The sequence below is a fragment of the Aquabacterium sp. J223 genome, assembly GCF_024666615.1.
Taxonomy (GTDB): domain Bacteria; phylum Pseudomonadota; class Gammaproteobacteria; order Burkholderiales; family Burkholderiaceae_C; genus J223.
The window spans coordinates 494,134-509,163 of sequence record NZ_CP088297.1 but is presented as its reverse complement, the minus strand read 5'-3'; the positions used below and the strand labels follow the sequence as shown (position 1 = coordinate 509,163).

16 protein-coding genes and 2 pseudogenes are annotated in these 15,030 nt (G+C 74.1%); 10 read left to right on the top strand and 8 right to left on the bottom strand.

The genetic code is table 11. The features are described 5' to 3' along the window. Window positions 1–5 precede the first annotated feature (5 nt). Together LRS07_RS02455 and LRS07_RS02450 are read right to left on the bottom strand one after the other, a co-directional pair. Entirely contained in the window at window positions 6–578 is a 573-nt protein-coding gene (locus LRS07_RS02455; RefSeq protein ID WP_260500443.1) for a hypothetical protein, read from the bottom strand. Window positions 579–731: 153 nt separating this feature from the next. Continuing rightward, window positions 732–1,739 (bottom strand): LysR family transcriptional regulator, encoded by a 1,008-nt coding sequence (locus LRS07_RS02450; RefSeq protein ID WP_260500442.1) that lies wholly within the window; start codon window positions 1,737–1,739, stop codon window positions 732–734. Between the two features lie 87 nt (window positions 1,740–1,826). Between LRS07_RS02450 and LRS07_RS02445 the strand changes: the two genes are divergently transcribed. The 4 genes from LRS07_RS02445 to LRS07_RS02430 all read left to right on the top strand — a co-directional run bounded on the left by LRS07_RS02445 (window position 1,827) and on the right by LRS07_RS02430 (window position 5,853). After that, a complete protein-coding gene (locus LRS07_RS02445; RefSeq protein ID WP_260500441.1) occupies window positions 1,827–2,438 on the top strand; it encodes an FMN-dependent NADH-azoreductase in 612 nt (203 codons plus the stop codon). A 31-nt stretch (window positions 2,439–2,469) separates the two neighbouring features. Next, the gene (locus LRS07_RS02440) at window positions 2,470–3,339 is read left to right on the top strand and encodes a pirin family protein (protein WP_260500440.1); all 870 of its coding nucleotides are present in this window, start codon (window positions 2,470–2,472) and stop codon (window positions 3,337–3,339) included. 110 nt (window positions 3,340–3,449) lie between these two features. Further along, window positions 3,450–5,111, top strand: a complete 1,662-nt coding sequence (locus tag LRS07_RS02435) for a phospholipase D-like domain-containing protein (protein WP_260500439.1) — start codon at window positions 3,450–3,452, stop codon at window positions 5,109–5,111. A 79-nt stretch (window positions 5,112–5,190) separates the two neighbouring features. After that, complete coding sequence (locus tag LRS07_RS02430; protein ID WP_260500438.1) at window positions 5,191–5,853, top strand: phosphatase PAP2 family protein; 663 nt, start codon at window positions 5,191–5,193, stop codon at window positions 5,851–5,853. A gap of 25 nt (window positions 5,854–5,878) precedes the next feature. Here LRS07_RS02430 and LRS07_RS02425 read toward each other — a convergent pair whose 3' ends face one another. Then, window positions 5,879–6,346: a hypothetical protein gene (locus LRS07_RS02425; RefSeq protein ID WP_260500437.1), complete on the bottom strand. Its 468-nt coding sequence runs from the start codon at window positions 6,344–6,346 to the stop codon at window positions 5,879–5,881. Window positions 6,347–6,394: 48 nt separating this feature from the next. Between LRS07_RS02425 and LRS07_RS21935 the strand changes: the two are divergent. Both LRS07_RS21935 and LRS07_RS02415 read left to right on the top strand, forming a co-directional pair. Further along, window positions 6,395–6,910 (top strand): annotated as a pseudogene (locus LRS07_RS21935) (septal ring lytic transglycosylase RlpA family protein); the annotation flags it as partial. 112 nt (window positions 6,911–7,022) lie between these two features. After that, the gene (locus LRS07_RS02415) at window positions 7,023–7,514 is read left to right on the top strand and encodes an SPOR domain-containing protein (RefSeq protein WP_260500436.1); all 492 of its coding nucleotides are present in this window, start codon (window positions 7,023–7,025) and stop codon (window positions 7,512–7,514) included. A gap of 31 nt (window positions 7,515–7,545) precedes the next feature. On the opposite strand, the gene LRS07_RS02410 is transcribed toward LRS07_RS02415, so the two are convergent. Further along, entirely contained in the window at window positions 7,546–7,725 is a 180-nt protein-coding gene (locus LRS07_RS02410) for a hypothetical protein (protein WP_260500435.1), read from the bottom strand. A gap of 204 nt (window positions 7,726–7,929) precedes the next feature. Here LRS07_RS02410 and LRS07_RS02405 point away from each other — a divergent pair. Beyond that, window positions 7,930–9,169, top strand: a pseudogene (locus LRS07_RS02405) (putative DNA modification/repair radical SAM protein). Window positions 9,170–9,177: 8 nt separating this feature from the next. After that, window positions 9,178–10,731: a UdgX family uracil-DNA binding protein gene (locus LRS07_RS02400; RefSeq protein WP_260500434.1), complete on the top strand. Its 1,554-nt coding sequence runs from the start codon at window positions 9,178–9,180 to the stop codon at window positions 10,729–10,731. On the opposite strand, the gene LRS07_RS02395 is transcribed toward LRS07_RS02400, so the two are convergent. After that, entirely contained in the window at window positions 10,629–11,330 is a 702-nt protein-coding gene (locus LRS07_RS02395; protein ID WP_260500433.1) for a phosphatase PAP2 family protein, read from the bottom strand. The two genes, LRS07_RS02400 and LRS07_RS02395, sit on opposite strands and share 103 nt — an antisense overlap. Before the next feature lie 53 nt (window positions 11,331–11,383). On the opposite strand from LRS07_RS02395, the gene LRS07_RS02390 reads away from it, so the two are divergent. Then, complete coding sequence (locus LRS07_RS02390) at window positions 11,384–12,052, top strand: UdgX family uracil-DNA binding protein (protein WP_260500432.1); 669 nt, start codon at window positions 11,384–11,386, stop codon at window positions 12,050–12,052. Between the two features lie 33 nt (window positions 12,053–12,085). On the opposite strand, the gene LRS07_RS02385 is transcribed toward LRS07_RS02390, so the two are convergent. Together LRS07_RS02385 and LRS07_RS02380 are read right to left on the bottom strand one after the other, a co-directional pair. Further along, complete coding sequence (locus LRS07_RS02385; RefSeq protein WP_260500431.1) at window positions 12,086–12,355, bottom strand: GlsB/YeaQ/YmgE family stress response membrane protein; 270 nt, start codon at window positions 12,353–12,355, stop codon at window positions 12,086–12,088. A gap of 193 nt (window positions 12,356–12,548) precedes the next feature. Next, window positions 12,549–13,118, bottom strand: a complete 570-nt coding sequence (locus tag LRS07_RS02380) for a carboxymuconolactone decarboxylase family protein (protein ID WP_260500430.1) — start codon at window positions 13,116–13,118, stop codon at window positions 12,549–12,551. An 80-nt stretch (window positions 13,119–13,198) separates the two neighbouring features. On the opposite strand from LRS07_RS02380, the gene LRS07_RS02375 reads away from it, so the two are divergent. Then, entirely contained in the window at window positions 13,199–13,801 is a 603-nt protein-coding gene (locus LRS07_RS02375) for an alpha-ketoglutarate-dependent dioxygenase AlkB (RefSeq protein ID WP_260500429.1), read from the top strand. A 54-nt stretch (window positions 13,802–13,855) separates the two neighbouring features. On the opposite strand, the gene LRS07_RS02370 is transcribed toward LRS07_RS02375, so the two are convergent. Beyond that, window positions 13,856–14,869: a porin gene (locus LRS07_RS02370; RefSeq protein WP_260500428.1), complete on the bottom strand. Its 1,014-nt coding sequence runs from the start codon at window positions 14,867–14,869 to the stop codon at window positions 13,856–13,858. Between the last annotated feature and the right edge of the window lie 161 nt (window positions 14,870–15,030).

Here is a 15,030-nt window from a genome sequence, read left to right as displayed (position 1 = left end):
CGGTCTCAGCCGCCTGGATCGCGGCCGGCTGGGGCATCGGCGTCGCCCGGGTCGCCGAGCCAGCGCTGCACCTCGGCGGCGTCCACCGGCTCCGGCACGGCCCGCGCCAGCGCCATCCACGACGAGAAGCCCAGGCGCATCGGCCGCCGGGGCGCGGGCCGCGCCACCGCCAGTCCGGTGTCGCGGGCCTGCAGCACGCCGAAGGCCGGCGGCACGTCGTCCGCCTCGCCCACGCCCTCGGCCAGCACGTACCAGCACTGGCTGGACAGCGCCAGGTACGCCTCGCCCTTGGCCGGCCGGCGCAGGTCGGCCAGCAGGTCGGCCCGCCGCACCTTGATCTCGTGCACCACCGGCTCGAGGTAGTCCTCGACCGTGGTGTGCCGGATCGAAAAGACATCGGGCATCGCCACCGCCCAGCCCTCACCCACCCGGGCGCGCAGGCTCAAGGCGCGCCAGACCAGCCGGCCCGCCTGCTGCATCTCGCGTGCGATGCGGGCGACCAGCGCCTCGTGGCCGTCGCGCGCGGCCCGGTTGCGCTGCAGGCTGTCGGCCAGCCGCAGCACGCCGGCGTCGGTCACGCGCAGGGTCTCGCGCCCCCTTCGCGTCGCGCACCCGCTCCAGCAGCCCGGCGGCCAGCAGTTCGGCCTCCAGCAGGTCCTGGCAGGGCCAGCCGGCCGAACGCCAGATCTGGCGCAGCCGCTGGTCGTGGGCACGGCCCAGGGCCATGCCGCTCAGTCGGCCGGCACCAGCGCGGCCGCACGGCGCTGGCGCTCGACCTCGGCGCAGCGCGCTTCCACCTCCGGCGCGGTGCGCAGCTCTTCGGCCAGCAGGTCGATGAACGCCCGGGTCTTGGCCGGCATCAGGCGCCGACCCGGGAAGACGGCCGAGCAGGCCGCCGGCGCCAGCGACCAGTCCGGCAGCAGCCGCACCAGGTCCCCGCGGGCCACCAGCGCCTCCGCGAAGTAGTCGGGCACCGCCACCACGCCGCTGCCCCGCAGCGCCAGCCGCATCAGCACGTCGGGCGAATTGGCCAGGGTGCGCTGCTCCGGCAGGCCCTGCCATTCCTGCAGCCCGTCCGCCCCCGGGCGGAACAGCTGCCAGGGCCGGGCCTCACCGGCCCGGTTGCTCACCATCAGGCCGTGCAGCGAGGTCAGGACCTCCGGCTCCTGTGGTTCGCCGTGGCGCGCCAGGAAGTCCGGCGCGGCGTACAGGCTCATGCTGAACAGCGCCAGCCGGCGGGCCGCGAGCTGCGAATCGGCGGGCAGCTCCCCCATGCGGATGGCGATGTCGTAGCCCTCGCCGATCAGGTCGACCTGTCGCGGCGACAGGTCCAGCTCCAGTTGCACCGCCGGGTGCGCCTGCACGAAGCGGGCGAGCAGGTCCGGCAGCGCCACGCTCGCGAAGTCGCCCGGCATCGACACCCGCAGCCGGCCGCTGGGCCGCGCCTGGCGGTGCTGCGCCAGCGCCATCGCCGCGTCAACTTCCTGCGCCACTTGGCGCGCGTGGTCGAGCACGCCGAGCCCGAAATCGGTGATGGTCAGCTTGCGCGTGGTCCGCTGCAGCAGCCGCTCGCCCAACCGACGTTCCAGTTCGGCGATGCGCCGCGACACGGTGGACTTCGGGCAGCCCAGGCGCTCGGCCGCCCGGCTGAAGCTGCCCAGTTCGATCACCCGGGCAAAGAGCAGCAGGTCGTTGGCGTCGATCCCAGCCACCGGTTCGGCATTGGATTGTCCCGTCATGGGAACGATCCTATCCAGGTTCGCGGCTTCCGGCAGCGACATGCGATCAATAGAGTGTTGACAACCCCTTCCGCTCAGGAGCCCAACATGAACATCCTGCAAGTCAATTCCAGCGCGCGCAGCCTGCACAACGGCCAGGGCTCGCATTCGAGCCGGCTGGCCGGCGAACTGGTCGCCCGGCTGGTGGCCGCCGCCCCCTCGGCCGCCGTGACGGTGCGCGACCTCGCGGCGCAGCCGCACCCCGCACTCGACGAGTCCGCGCTGCAGGCGCTGTTCACGCCCGAAGCGCAGCGCACCCCCGAGCAGGCACAGCGCGTGGCGCTGGACGACCAACTGATCGCCGAGATCCAGGCCGCCGACGTCGTGGTCATCGGCGCGCCGATGTACAACTTCGGCGTGACCAGCCAGCTCAAGCATTGGATCGACGCCATCGCGCGCGCCCGCGTCACCTTCCGCTACACCGAGCAAGGCGCCGAAGGCCTGCTCACCGGCAAGAAGGTCTACGTCGTGCTGGCGCGCGGCGGGCTGTACCGCGGCACCCCGGCGGACACCCAGGTGCCCTACCTGCAGTCGGTGCTCGGCTTCCTCGGCATGACCGACATCGAGTTCATCTATGCCGAGGGCCTGGCCATGGGCCCCGAGGCCGAAGCGCGCGCGCTGGCCGATGCCCGAGGCCAGATCGACGCGGCGCTGGCCTGATCCATTCCCCCTCATCGCAAGGAGTTCGTCCATGAGCCTCGACACCCCGACCGCCCTGGTCCACCGGCCCCGCGCCGTCGAACGCCTGGTCGCCGGCCAGCCGACCAGCGACGGCGCGGGCGTCAAGCTCACCCGCGTGCTGACGCAGCCGCTGCAGCGCCGGCTGGACCCCTTCCTGATGCTCGACGCCTTCGGCAGCGACCGCGCCGACGACTACATCGCCGGCTTCCCCGACCACCCGCACCGCGGGTTCGAGACCGTGACCTACATGCTCGAAGGCCGCATGCGCCACCGGGATTCGGCCGGCCATGAAGGCCTGCTCGGCAATGGCGGCGTGCAGTGGATGACCGCCGGCCGCGGCGTGATCCACAGCGAACTGCCCGAGCAGGAGGAAGGCCGCATGGAGGGCTTCCAGCTCTGGCTCAACCTGCCCGCCAAGGACAAGCTGCGCGACCCCTGGTACCGCGACATCCCCAGCACGGACATTCCCGAGTGGCGCGGGGACGGCGTCACCGCCCGGGTGATCGCCGGCCACAGCCATGGCGTGGCCGGTGCGGTGCAGCGGTCCGACACCGAGCCGCTGTACCTCGACCTGCACCTCGACGCCGGCGCCACCTTCGAGCAGGCGCTGCCGGCGGGCCACAACGCCTTCGTCTACGTCTACCGTGGTGCCGTCGAGGTCGAGGGCACCGCGGTGCCGGTGCAGCGCATGGCGCTGCTGGCCAACGACCCGGCCAGCGACGGCGTGCGGCTGAAGGCGGGCGATGCGCCGGCCCGGGCCCTGCTCATCGCCGGCCGGCCGCTCAACGAGCCGATCGCGCAGTACGGCCCCTTCGTGATGAACACGCAGGAGCAGATCTTCGAGGCGCTGCGCGACTTCCGGGACGGCCGGCTGGCTTGAACGCGGGCCCCCGTCGCTCTGCGACCGGTCCTACCGGGCCGGCCGACCGTTGACTGCAACAAAGGGCACGCGGCTTGCCTGGGTCGGTCATCCCATGGACCGCCCTGCCCGTGCCCCTTGATGCCTCCGTCGTCCACGCCTTCACCGGCCGGGTCTGGCGCCTGGCGGCCCGGGTGCTGCCCGCCGGGGCGCTGCTGATGTCGGCCCTCGCGCCGCTGGGCGGTTGCGCCAGCCTGCCGCCCCCCGGACCGCGCACCGTCAGCCGCGCGCTCGACGACCCGCCCTCCACCACGCTCGGCCGCCGGGTGGCCGCGGCGCAGCCGGCCCCCGGGCTGTCGGGCTTCCGACTGGTGCCGTCCGGGCAGGACGCGCTGGCGGTGCTGGTCTCGCTGGCCGACCAGGCCCAGCGCACGCTGGACCTGCAGTACTACCTGGTCCACAACGAACCGAGCACGCGCAGCCTGCTGCAGCACGTGCGCGCCGCCGCCGACCGCGGCGTGCGGGTCCGGCTGCTGGTCGACGACCTCAACACCGCCGGCAACGACGAGGCCTTCCGCCGCCTCACCGAACACCCGCGGATCGAGGTGCGGCTGTTCAACCCGCTGCCCGCCGGCCGTTTCTCCACCATCACGCGGGTGATGGCATCGCTGCGCGAGGTCGACCGCATCAACCGGCGCATGCACAACAAGATGTTCGTCGCCGACAACGCGCTGGCCTTCATGGGCGGGCGCAACCTGGGCGACGCCTACTTCCTGCAGAGCGACAGCGCCAACTTCGTCGACCTCGACGTGGTGGTCGCCGGGCCGGCGGTGCAGGCGCTGTCGCGCTCGTTCGACCGCTACTGGAACTCGCCGCTGGCCTATCCGGTGCAGGTGCTGGTGCCGCAGGCCAAACGGCCCGACGACGCGGCCGCCACGGTGCCGCCGCCGGTGCCGCCGTCCGACGACGCCCGCCCTTCCGCCCCAACCGCCGCACCGCCGGTGGCGCTGGACGGCAGCGCCCCGCCGCTGGGCGCGCAGGCGCAGGCGCAGAGTCCGGTCGCCGCCGACCTGGCGCCCGGCGCCCCGCTGCGCCTGCAATGGGCCAGCGCCCGCCTGCTGGCCGACTCACCGCAGAAGATCGAACAGGCGGTGGACGGGGCGGAGCCCGACGCGCAGATGTTCGACGACGTCACCGCGCTGCTGCAGTCGGCGCGGCGTGAGGTGCTGATCGTTAGCCCCTACCTCGTGCCGGGGACCCGCGGCATGGCGCTGTTCAAGTCGCTGCGCGAGCGTGGCGTGCGCGTGCGCGTGCTCACCAGTTCGCTGGCCTCCACCGACGCGCCGGTGGTGCACATCGGCTACAGCCGCTACCGGGCGCCGATGCTCGACCTCGGCATCGAGCTGCACGAACTGCGCAACCGCCTCGGCCCCGACCGTCGCCTCGGCAGCTTCGGGCAGTCGGAGGCGCGGCTGCACGCCAAGGCGGTGGTGGTGGACGGCCGCCATGTGCTCATCGGCTCGATGAACCTCGACCCGCGGTCGATGGACCTCAACAGCGAGATCGGGCTGCTGCTCAACAGCCCGCCGCTGGCGGCGGAGCTCACCCGGCTGGTCGACGGCGTGCTGGCCGGCAGCAGCCTGCAGGTGCGGCGCGACGACCAGGGCCGGCTGCGCTGGGAAGGCCGCATCGACGGCGGACCGGTGGTGCTCCACCGCGAGCCCGACGCCGCGCTGCTGCGGCGCCTGACGGTGAGGCTGCTCGCACCGTTCGCGCCGGAAGAAATGCTCTGAGCGGCCGGCGGCCGCCATGTTGCGGCCGCCGAAGGCCGCTACCCTGAGGGCTGCCCCCCGACCCCTTTTCACCACCCCGATGGACGCCCTGCTGCGTGCCGATTTCTGGCACACCCTCACCCGCCTCGGCGAAGCGCAGATCCTGCTGCCCGCCTTCGGCGCCTTCAGCGCCTGGACCGCGGCGCGGCTCAAGGCGGTGCGCAGCGCGGTGGCCGCGCTGCTGGCGGTGGGCGCCGCCGGCTCGCTGACGCTGGCCACCAAGGTCGCCTTCTTCGGCTACGGCATCGGCTGGCCGGCGCTGGACTTCACCGGCCTCTCCGGCCACGCCATGTTTTCCGCCGCCGTGCTGCCGCTGCTGCTGGCCCGCTGCGTCGGCCCGCAGGGGCGGCCGTTGGCGGTGGCGACCGGCGTTGCGCTGGCGGCGCTGATCGGCGTCTCGCGACTGGCGGTCAACGCCCATTCGATGTCCGAGGTGCTGTCCGGCCTGGCCGTCGGCGGTGGTGCCGCCGCGGTGGCGCTGCACTGGCAGAACCGCGAACCGGCGTCGGCCCGCGTGCCACGGCTGCTGCTCGCCGGCCTGCTGGCCTGGATGGCGATCACGCCGGCCGCCGCGCCGCCATCGCCCACCCACGGCTGGGTGGTGCGGCTGTCGCTGGCGGTGTCGGGGCGAGACGTGCCCTACAGCCGCGAGCAGATGCACCGCGACGCCGCCGCGCGGGCGGCGGCGGTCGACGCCCCATGACGGCGACGTCGATGCCGGCGGCCGCTCAGGCCCGCGCGTCGTCGTCGAGGTCGTCGAGGTCGTCGGGGTCGGCCGCGCCCTCGGCCTCGCGCTCGACCGCCGCCGGGTCCTCGTCGTCGGCCATCGCGGCCACGGCGTCGAGGTCGTCCAGGCCCTCCTCGTCCTCCGCCGGGTCGCCGCCGACGATCCGATCGGGCGAGATGTCGGGCGCGTCGTCGTGCACCGTGTCGCGGCCGGCCTCGGCCCGTTCGCCGGTGCCGCCCATGTCGCTGTCGCTGTCCAGGTTGGCGTCGCCGATGTCGGCGCCGGCGCCGCGCTCGCGCCGGATGTCCTCGCCGTCCAGGCCGATGCCGTCGGTGTCGACGGCGCCGTCGGCGCCCATCAGGTCGCTGCCGCTGTCGGAAAGGTCGCTCGGGCCCAGGCGGTCGACGCCGGTGCCTTCGCGGCGCGTGGAGGCGGGGCGGGTGCCGCCCAGCAGGGGGCTGTTGGCCATGGAATCGGTCCTCGTGTCGAAGGGGGCGGCGGCGCCGCCCGTCCCCCGGTGACGGGCGATCCCCGTGCCCAGCCGGCCCGGGCGCCGCGTCGAGTGGTCGGGCTGTCGGCGGCCCTGGTCGCCGCCCTGCTCGCCGGCTGCGCCGCCACCCCGCCGGCCGGCCCCCGTGTCGCCGCGCCACCGCCGCCGCCGGGCCGCGACGGACCGCCCGAGCAGCCGCCGCCCGATCTGGCCCAGGTGCCCGACGCCGAACCCCGGCTGGAGACCATCCGCGCCGGCGGGCCGAACCGGCCCTACGTGCTCTTCGGCCGCGTCTACCAGCCGCTGCCGGCCGAGGCGCCCCTGCGCGAAAGCGGCCTCGCCTCCTGGTACGGCCGAGGCTTCCACGGCCGGCCCACCGCCAGCGGCGAGCCCTACGACATGTTCGCCATGACGGCGGCGCACACCACGCTGCCCATTCCGAGCTACGTGCGGGTGCGCAACCCGGCCAACGGCCGGGAGGTGATCGTCCGCGTCAACGACCGCGGCCCCTTCCACCCCGACCGCATCATCGACCTCAGCTACACCGCCGCCCTGAAGCTGGACGTGCTCCGCGGCGTGCGGCCGGTGGAGATCGAGCGCATCACCCCCCGAAGACATCCGCACCGGCGCGTGGCGGCGCAACGCCGACACCGCATTGGCACAGGCGCCGCGGCCTGTCCCAGCCATCCCCGCGGGCGGGGCGCCCGCGGCGTCAGCGGCGGCGCGCGGCCGGCCGGCCCCCCACGGCGGCGTCGCCCGCCCCGGCCCCGTCGGCCGAGATGGCCGCCGCCGCGCAGCCGGTGGGGCCGTCGGAGCTCGCCGTCGCCGCGTTGCCCGGCGCAGCCGAGCCGACCGAGCTTCGCACCTCGCCGCCCGCCCCGCCCCCGGCCACGCCACCGGAGGGGCTGGCAGCGCCGGCTTCTGGCTGCAGCTGGGCGCGTTCCGCGACGCCGACGCGGCGCGCGGGCTGCTGGAGCGGCTGGCCGCCGAGTTATCCGACGCGCTGCCGCGGCTGACCCTGGTCAGCGACGAGCGCCTGCACCGGGTGCAGGCCGGGCCTTACCGCAGCCGCAGCGAGGCGCAGGGTGCGGCAGACCGGTTGCGGGCGCGGCTGGCGGCGCCCGCCCTGGTGATCCGACGCCGCTGACCCCTTCTCGGGGAGCGGCGGCCTCCGAGCGTCAGGACGCGGGCAGCAGCACGGGCGGCTCGCCCGCGGCGGCGTCGATGAGCCCGAGCAGTGCCGGATGGGCGGCCTCGCATCCCAGGCCCCAACCCTCCTCGTCCACCGATGGGGCCGTCGCCGCGCTGCCGCCGGTCATGCCCGGCGGCTCGGCCGCCCATGTCACTTCGTTTGCCATGTCGTGCTCCCAATGTGCTCTCACTGTGTGCCGATTCCCGGGCCGGCGCCATCAGCCCCTTGCAGGACGCGCTGTCGGCCGCCGACTACACCGCCTGGGGGAGGCCGCCGCTTGAAGGGTTAACGGCAGGGGCTTGGCCGGCTGGATGGGTAGTCGCAGTATGCTGTATGTCCATCCAGTCATTGGTGTCCGATCCGCTGTTCCATGGACCTCCACGCCAAGCTCGCCGTCCTGGCCGATGCCGCCAAGTACGACGCCTCCTGCGCTTCCAGCGGCACCACCCAGCGCGACGCCCGCGACGGCGGCCTGGGCTCCACCGAAGGCATGGGCATCTGCCACAGCTACGCGCCCGACGGACGCTGCATCTCGCTGCTGAAGGTGCTGCTGACCAACTTCTGCACCTACGACTGCCTGTACTGCGTCAACCGGGTGTCGTCCAACGTGCCGCGCGCCCGCTTCACGCCGCAGGAGGTGGTGCAGCTGACGCTGGACTTCTACCGCCGCAACCTCATCGAGGGCCTGTTCCTGTCCAGCGGCATCGTCAAGAGCCCGGACCACACGATGGAGCAGGTGATCGAGGTCGCCCGGCTGCTGCGCGAGGAGCACGACTTCCGCGGCTACATCCACCTCAAGACCATCCCCGACGCCTCGCCCGAGCTGCTGGCCCGCGCCGGCCGCCATGCCGACCGGCTGAGCATCAACCTCGAGTTGCCGACGCCGCAGTCGCTGCAGGCGCTGGCGCCGGAGAAGGACGGCACCGGCATCCGCCGCTCGATGGCCCGGCTGAGGCTGCTCATCGACGAGGCGAAAGAGGCCGCCCGACCGGTCGCGCCGCGCGCCGCGCCCGGCCTGGCGCCACGGCCGGCCGTGGCGCCCCGCTTCGCCCCGGCGGGCCAGAGCACCCAGCTCATCGTCGGCGCCGACGCCACCGACGACCGCACCGTGCTCGAGGTCAGCAGCACCGCCTACGCCGCCTATGGCCTGCGGCGCGGTCTACTACTCCGCCTTCAGCCCCATCCCCGACGCCTCCTCGCGCCTGCCGCCAACGGCGCCGCCGCTGGTGCGCGAGCACCGGCTCTACCAGGCCGACTGGCTGCTGCGCTTCTACGGCTACGAGCCGCAGGAGATCGTCACCGACGGCGACGGGCTGCTGCCGCTGGCCGTCGACCCGAAGCGCGCGTGGGCGCTGGCGCACGCCGACCGCTTCCCGGTCGACCTCAACCGCGCGCCGCGCGAGCTGCTGCTGCGCGTGCCCGGGCTCGGCCCGCGTTCGGTGGAGCGGCTGCTGATGAGCCGCCGCCACCGGCTGCTGCGGCTGGACGACCTCAAGCGGCTGAAGGCGCCGCTGGCCACGCTGCTGCCCTTCGTCGTGCTGGCCGACCACCGGCCGCGGCAACCGGCGACGGCGCCCGCGGCGACGCCGGCGCAGGCGGCGCTGTTCTGAGCCGAGCGATGGCGGCCGGGCCCCGCGTCATCCGACTCGGCGGACCGGCCGACGCCGCCGGCTGGGGGCGCGCCAGCCGCGCGCTGCTGCGCGACCAGGTGCCGCCGCAGGACCTGCGCTGGGCGGTCGAGGGCGAGGCCGAGGCCGGGCTCTTCGACGACGGAGCGGCGGCGGCCGAGCCATCGCCCCTCGACGGCCCGACGGCCGCCGTCGCCGTGCCGCCGCGCTTCCTCGACCTGGCGCCGCACGCCCTGCTGCACGCCGACCCGCGGCGCCACGCCCTGCTCTACCGCCTGGCCTGGCGCCTGCAGCGCGAGCCCGGCCTGCGCCACGACCCGCTGGACGCCGACTGGGTCGCCGCCGAAGCGCTGGCCAAGGCCGTGCGCCGGGACCTCCACAAGATGCGCGCCTTCCTGCGCTTCCATGAACAACCCGGCGACGGGCCGGGCGAGCCGTCCCGCTTCGTGGCCTGGTTCGAGCCGCAGCACCACATCGTCGAGGCCAACGCGCCCTTCTTCGCGCGGCGCTTCGCGTCGATGCGCTGGGCCATCCTCACGCCGCTGCGCAGCGTCGCCTGGGACGGCGAGCGCCTGGCCTTCGGCGCCGGTGCACGGCGGGAGGACGCGCCGGCCGAGGACGCGCAGCACGCCCTGTGGCGCACCTACTACGCCAGCATCTTCAACCCCGCCCGGCTGAAGCTGCAGGCGATGCAACGCGAGATGCCGCGCCGCTACTGGCCGCTGCTGCCCGAGGCCCGGCTGATCGCACCGCTGGCCGCCGAGGCCACGCGCCGCATGCAGACGATGATCGACCAGCCGCCCACCGTCACCCGCCGCCGGCTGCCCGCGATGGCGGCGACCGCCCCGGCCGCGCCGGTGGCGGGTCTGGACGCGCTGCGCCGCCAGGCCGCCGGCTGCACCGCCTGCCCGCTGGGCGCGCGGGCGACGCAGACGGTGTTCAGCGAGGGCAGCGCCGACGCGCTGGCGGTGCTGGTCGGCGAGCAGCCCGGCGACCAGGAGGACCTGCAGGGCCGCCCGTTCGTCGGCCCCGCCGGCCGGCTGCTCGACCGGGTGCTGGCCGAGCTGGGCCTGCCGCGCGAGCGGCTGTACCTCACCAACGCGGTCAAGCACTTCGGTCATGAGCTGCGCGGCCAGCGGCGCATCCACAAGACGCCCGGCCAGCGCGAGCTGCTGGCCTGCCAGGGCTGGCTGCAGCAGGAACTGGCCGCCCTGCCGGCCGACCGGCCGCTGGTGGCCCTGGGCGGCACGGCGGCGAGGGCGCTGCTGGGCCGGCCGGTGGCGGTGCTGCGCGAGCGCGGGCAGTGGCTCACGCGCACCGACGGCCGCCGCGTGCTGGTCACCCTGCACCCGGCGGCGCTGCTGCGGCTGCCCGCCGGGGAGCAGGCCGCGGCCTTCGAGCAGTGGCTCGACGACCTGCGCTCGCTGCCGGCACAGGTCGGTCAGGGCGCGTCGCCGGCGGTGCGCACCGGCAGCCAGCGCGCGCACAGCAGCGCCCAGGCCAGCCCCAGCGCCCAGCCGCCGAGCACGTCGCTGGGCCAGTGAACGCCCAGGTAGACCCGGCTGCTGCCCACGGCCACCGTCATCAGCAGCGCCAGGCCGAGCACGTAGGCGCGTTCGCGGCGCCGCGTCGCCTGCGCGGCCAGCAGCACGCCGAGGGTGAGGTAGACCACCGCCGACATCAGCGCATGGCCGCTGGGGAAGCTGGCGTTGACCACCGCGTCCAGGTGCGGCACCAGCCGCGGCCGCGGCCGTTCGATCAGCCCCTTCAGACCGTGGCTGATCACCAGGCCGCCGAGCACCGCCAGCAGCACGCGCAGCGCCGCCGCCCGCCTCCCCATCAGCAGCAATTGCCCGAGCGCGCCGACGGTCACCAGCGTCAGCACCACGGTGCTGCCCAGGGCCGAGACGTCGCGCACCATGCCGGGCAACCACCACGGCCCCCGCAGGTCGGCCTCGGCATGGGGTGAGCGCAGCGCCAGCATCAGCCGCTCGTCCAGCGCCTGCAGGCCGTCGCTGCCCAGGCCGACGCCCAGGCGCAGCAGGCCGGCCACCAGCAGGGCCAGGAGCAGCCAGCGCTTCCAGGCCCGGGGCAGCCGGCTGGCGGAGGAGGGAACGTCGTGGGTGGGCGTGATGGGCGTCATGGGGCCGTGACGATAGCCGCTGGCCGGGCACCTGCCTTGCACCCCCGCGGGCCATGGACGCGGTGGACGACGAGACGCGCTGGCACGCGCTGGCCGAGCAGGCCCGAGGCTGCCGCGACTGCCCGATCGGCCTGCTCGGCACCCGCATGGTCTGGGGCGAAGGGCCGCTGCGGCCGGCGCTGATGCTGGTCGGGGAACAGCCCGGCGACCAGGAGGACCACCAGGGCCGGCCCTTCGTCGGCCCCGCCGGCCGGCTGCTGGACCGGGCGCTGGCGCAGCTGCAGTGGCCACGCGAGCGGCTCTACGTCACCAACGCGGTCAAGCACTTCAAGTTCGAGTGGCGCGGACAGCGCCGGCTGCACAAGACGCCGGCACAACGCGAGGCGGCGATCTGCGCGCAGTGGCTGCAGGGCGAACTCGACACGGTGCGCCCGGGTGCCATCGTCGCGCTCGGCGCCACCGCCGCCCGGGCGCTGCTCGGCCCGCAGGCCACCGTGTCGGGCCTGCGCGGACGCTGGACGACCCGCCCCGCCGACGGCCTGCCGGTGCTGGTGACGCTGCACCCCTCGGCCCTGTTGCGCTTGCACGCGGGCGAGCGGGAACCGGCCTATGTCCGGTGGCTGGACGACCTGAAGCTGGCCAGCGACCGGCTCGTCGCCGGCGGCCGACCGGACACCGGCGCCGCCCTCAAGCTCACGAACGAAAAAGGCGGCGGTCCCTGAGGACCGCCGCCTTCGCGGAGAGGCTGCCGAAGGTCAGCGTACCGAGCCCCTGCGGACCAGGTTGACGATGGCCAGCAGGATCACGGCGCCGAGCAACGACACGGCCAGGGAGCCGATGCTGAAGTCGTTGCTGTTGATGGTGCCGGTGCCCAGCATCGGGGCCAGCAGCCAACCACCGATCAGCGCGCCGACGATGCCGACGACGACGTTGAGCACGATGCCCTGTTGCCCATCGGTGCGCATGAGCATGCTGGCGACCCAGCCCAAGAGACCGCCGACGACGAGCCAGATGATCAAGTTCATGAGGTTGCTCCTTCCAATTCCTTTAACGACTGCCAACGACCTGCCGCCGGACCCGCTTGACGGGGCTGCCCTTGGCAGGAACTGTGGGAAGGATGGTCGCCGTGATGACCCCACGATTCAATTCCCGCTCAGCGCAACCGCATGTCAGAGCCGCCTGACGGTGGTCTCACTGGGTGCCGCCGCGGAACCGGCCTCAGGCCGGCAGCGAGGGCATCGGCGGCACGCCCGGCTCGGGCGGCGTGCGGGCCACGTTGAGCACGCCGTTGACCATCGCGAAGTAGCCGATCAGCGTGGTGAGCTCCACCACGCCGCGCTCGCCGAGCAGCGTGCGTGCGGCCTCGTAGGTGGCGTCGCCGACGCCGTGGTGCCGCAGCAGCTCCATCGTGTAGTCGTGCACCAGCGCCTCGTCCTCGGCCATGGTGGTCGGACGGCGGCCCTCCGCCACCGCCTGCACCGTGGCCTCGGCCACGCCGGCCTTCACCGCCAGCGGACGGTGCACCGACCATTCGAACGGCTGGCTGTAGGCCCGCGCGACGATGAGCGTGGCGAACTCGTTCAGCCGCTGGGGCAGCACGCTGTCGAAACGCAGCGCGGCCCCCAGCCGCTGGGCGTGCGTCATCACCGCGGGGCTGCGCAGCAGCGCGATGAAGGGGCCCTTGACCGCCTTGCGCGGACCGTTGAGCAGTTCGTCGGCCGCGACCCGCTGGTCGGCGTCGAGCCGGTCCAGGGGCAGCGGCGGCAGGCGGTCGGTGTCGTCGGTCATGCAGGGCTCCTTGGCGGTCGCAAACGATGACCGATGCTATCGGCGCCCGGGCCGCGGTACGGGCGTTGCCGTGCGCCGGCATGCCGCAGGCCGACCTCTTCGCCGCCGACGCCGACGGCCCGCCCGGGTTGCCGGACGGGCTGCGGCTGCAGGCGCCATGGCTGTCGGTGGCCGAGGAAGGCGCGCTGCTGGCGCGCATCGCGGCCCTGCCGCTGGCCGCGGCCGACTACCACGGCCACCTGGCCCGGCGACGGGTGCTGGCCTTCGGCCATCGCTTCGACTTCGCCGCCGGCGTGCTGCGCAGCGCGCGGCCGTTGCCCGACTGGCTGGCCGGGCTGCGCGACCGCGCGGCCGCCTGGGCGGGCCTGCCGGCGCCATCGCTCACCGACGCGCTCATCGCCGAATACCGTCCCGGCACCCCCTTGGGCTGGCACCGCGACGTGCCCGACTACGAGGACGTGGTGGGCCTGTCGCTGGGCGGCGAGGCGGTGATGGGCTGGCGCCGCTGGCGCGCCGAGCGGCGCTGGCAGCAGGGCCGCGCCGAACTGCCCCTGCCGCCGCGCTCGATCTACGCGCTGCAGGGGGAGGCACGCTGGGGCTGGCAGCACGCCATCCTGCCGACGCCGGGGCTGCGCCACTCCATCACCTTCCGCAGCCTCAGGCGCCGGGAGGCGCCGCCATGAAAAAGGCCCCGCCGAAGCGGGGCCGAAACGCTCAACCTGGATCGAACGGAACGGTCAGAAGTTGTGCTTGACGCCGAGGTCGAAGCCGTTGGCGCGGGTGGGGCCGCCGTTGGTGCCCTTCTGGTCGGCCGAGGCGAAGTCGGTGTAGACCGAGGTGCGCTTGGACAGGGGGTACTCGTAGCCGATGCCGTACTTGGTCAGCTCGTTGTTGTTGCCCTGCGGGTCCAGGCGGGCGTACACCGCCTTCAGGCGGCCGCCGGCGAGCGGCGCCGTGGCACCGACGGACCAGCCGGTGTCCTTCTGCGTCGCGCCGGCGACGACGCCGTTCTCGCGACGCGCATACGACAGCATCGGCCGCACGACGCCGAAGTCGTAGGCCAGGCCGACGTTGACTGCGTTGAAGTTGCCGTCCAGGTGCTCGGTGCCGATGCCGGCGTAGACCGGCCCGCTGGCGTAGACGAGGTTGGCGCCGACCGAGCGCTTGTTCACCGGGTTGGCGCCACGGGTGCCCTCGCCGGCGGACACGGCGACCTGCGCGCTCAAGCCGCTGAAGGAGGGCGTCTTGTAGCCGACGGTGTTGCTGGTGCGCTGGCCGCCGTCGACGGCGAAGGTGGCGAGGTTGAAGCGGTCGCGAACCGCCGCCACGGTGTCGCCGCCGAAGGGGTCGGTCTGGTCGGCGATGTAGAACATGGGGATGTAGTCGCGGCCCAGGTACACCGCACCGAACTGCGTGGAGGCCAGCTCGACGATGGAGCGGCCGTGCCAGAACGCGGTCGCGTTGTTCTGCGTGCCGGTGTCCGGGTTGAACCGGTGCTCGAGGATGGCGTTCGCGCGCAGGCCGCCACCCAGGTCCTCGGTGACCCGGAAGCCCAGGCGCGAGGGCGAGCCCTGGCGCACCTGCCAGGTGTCGGCATCACCCGCCGCACGGCCCGAGTAGCCGAGGTTCGTGGTGCCGTCGTTGAACTTGGCGATGCCCACGTCCACCCGACCGTAGATGGTCACGTTGGACTGTGCGCTGGCGCCGGCCGCGGCGGCCGCGAGGGCGGCGGCGAGCAGGGTCTTCTTCATGGTCGTCACTCCTGGGTGTTGGAAGGTCTCGCGCGGCGGTTGCCGCGGCCGCCTGAGCGGCGGAACGGACGCATTCCAGCAATCAGAAGTGACTCGGCCGTGACACTGTCGCGTGCGGACCACGCGACGCCTGGGCGTCGATGCAGGACGAGCGGCGACGA

What these genes read in the sequence shown, in the direction of transcription:
- LRS07_RS02450 (WP_260500442.1), bottom strand. Translation starts at nt 1,739, where the DNA reads ATGACGGGACAATCCAATGCCGAACCGGTGGCTGGGATCGACGCCAAC.
- LRS07_RS02445 (WP_260500441.1), top strand. Translation starts at nt 1,827, where the DNA reads ATGAACATCCTGCAAGTCAATTCCAGCGCGCGCAGCCTGCACAACGGC.
- LRS07_RS02440 (WP_260500440.1), top strand. Translation starts at nt 2,470, where the DNA reads ATGAGCCTCGACACCCCGACCGCCCTGGTCCACCGGCCCCGCGCCGTC.
- LRS07_RS02430 (WP_260500438.1), top strand. Translation starts at nt 5,191, where the DNA reads ATGGACGCCCTGCTGCGTGCCGATTTCTGGCACACCCTCACCCGCCTC.
- LRS07_RS02425 (WP_260500437.1), bottom strand. Translation starts at nt 6,346, where the DNA reads ATGGCCAACAGCCCCCTGCTGGGCGGCACCCGCCCCGCCTCCACGCGC.
- LRS07_RS02410 (WP_260500435.1), bottom strand. Translation starts at nt 7,725, where the DNA reads ATGGCAAACGAAGTGACATGGGCGGCCGAGCCGCCGGGCATGACCGGC.
- LRS07_RS02400 (WP_260500434.1), top strand. Translation starts at nt 9,178, where the DNA reads ATGGCGGCCGGGCCCCGCGTCATCCGACTCGGCGGACCGGCCGACGCC.
- LRS07_RS02395 (WP_260500433.1), bottom strand. Translation starts at nt 11,330, where the DNA reads ATGACGCCCATCACGCCCACCCACGACGTTCCCTCCTCCGCCAGCCGG.
- LRS07_RS02390 (WP_260500432.1), top strand. Translation starts at nt 11,384, where the DNA reads ATGGACGCGGTGGACGACGAGACGCGCTGGCACGCGCTGGCCGAGCAG.
- LRS07_RS02385 (WP_260500431.1), bottom strand. Translation starts at nt 12,355, where the DNA reads ATGAACTTGATCATCTGGCTCGTCGTCGGCGGTCTCTTGGGCTGGGTC.
- LRS07_RS02380 (WP_260500430.1), bottom strand. Translation starts at nt 13,118, where the DNA reads ATGACCGACGACACCGACCGCCTGCCGCCGCTGCCCCTGGACCGGCTC.
- LRS07_RS02375 (WP_260500429.1), top strand. Translation starts at nt 13,199, where the DNA reads ATGCCGCAGGCCGACCTCTTCGCCGCCGACGCCGACGGCCCGCCCGGG.
- LRS07_RS02370 (WP_260500428.1), bottom strand. Translation starts at nt 14,869, where the DNA reads ATGAAGAAGACCCTGCTCGCCGCCGCCCTCGCGGCCGCCGCGGCCGGC.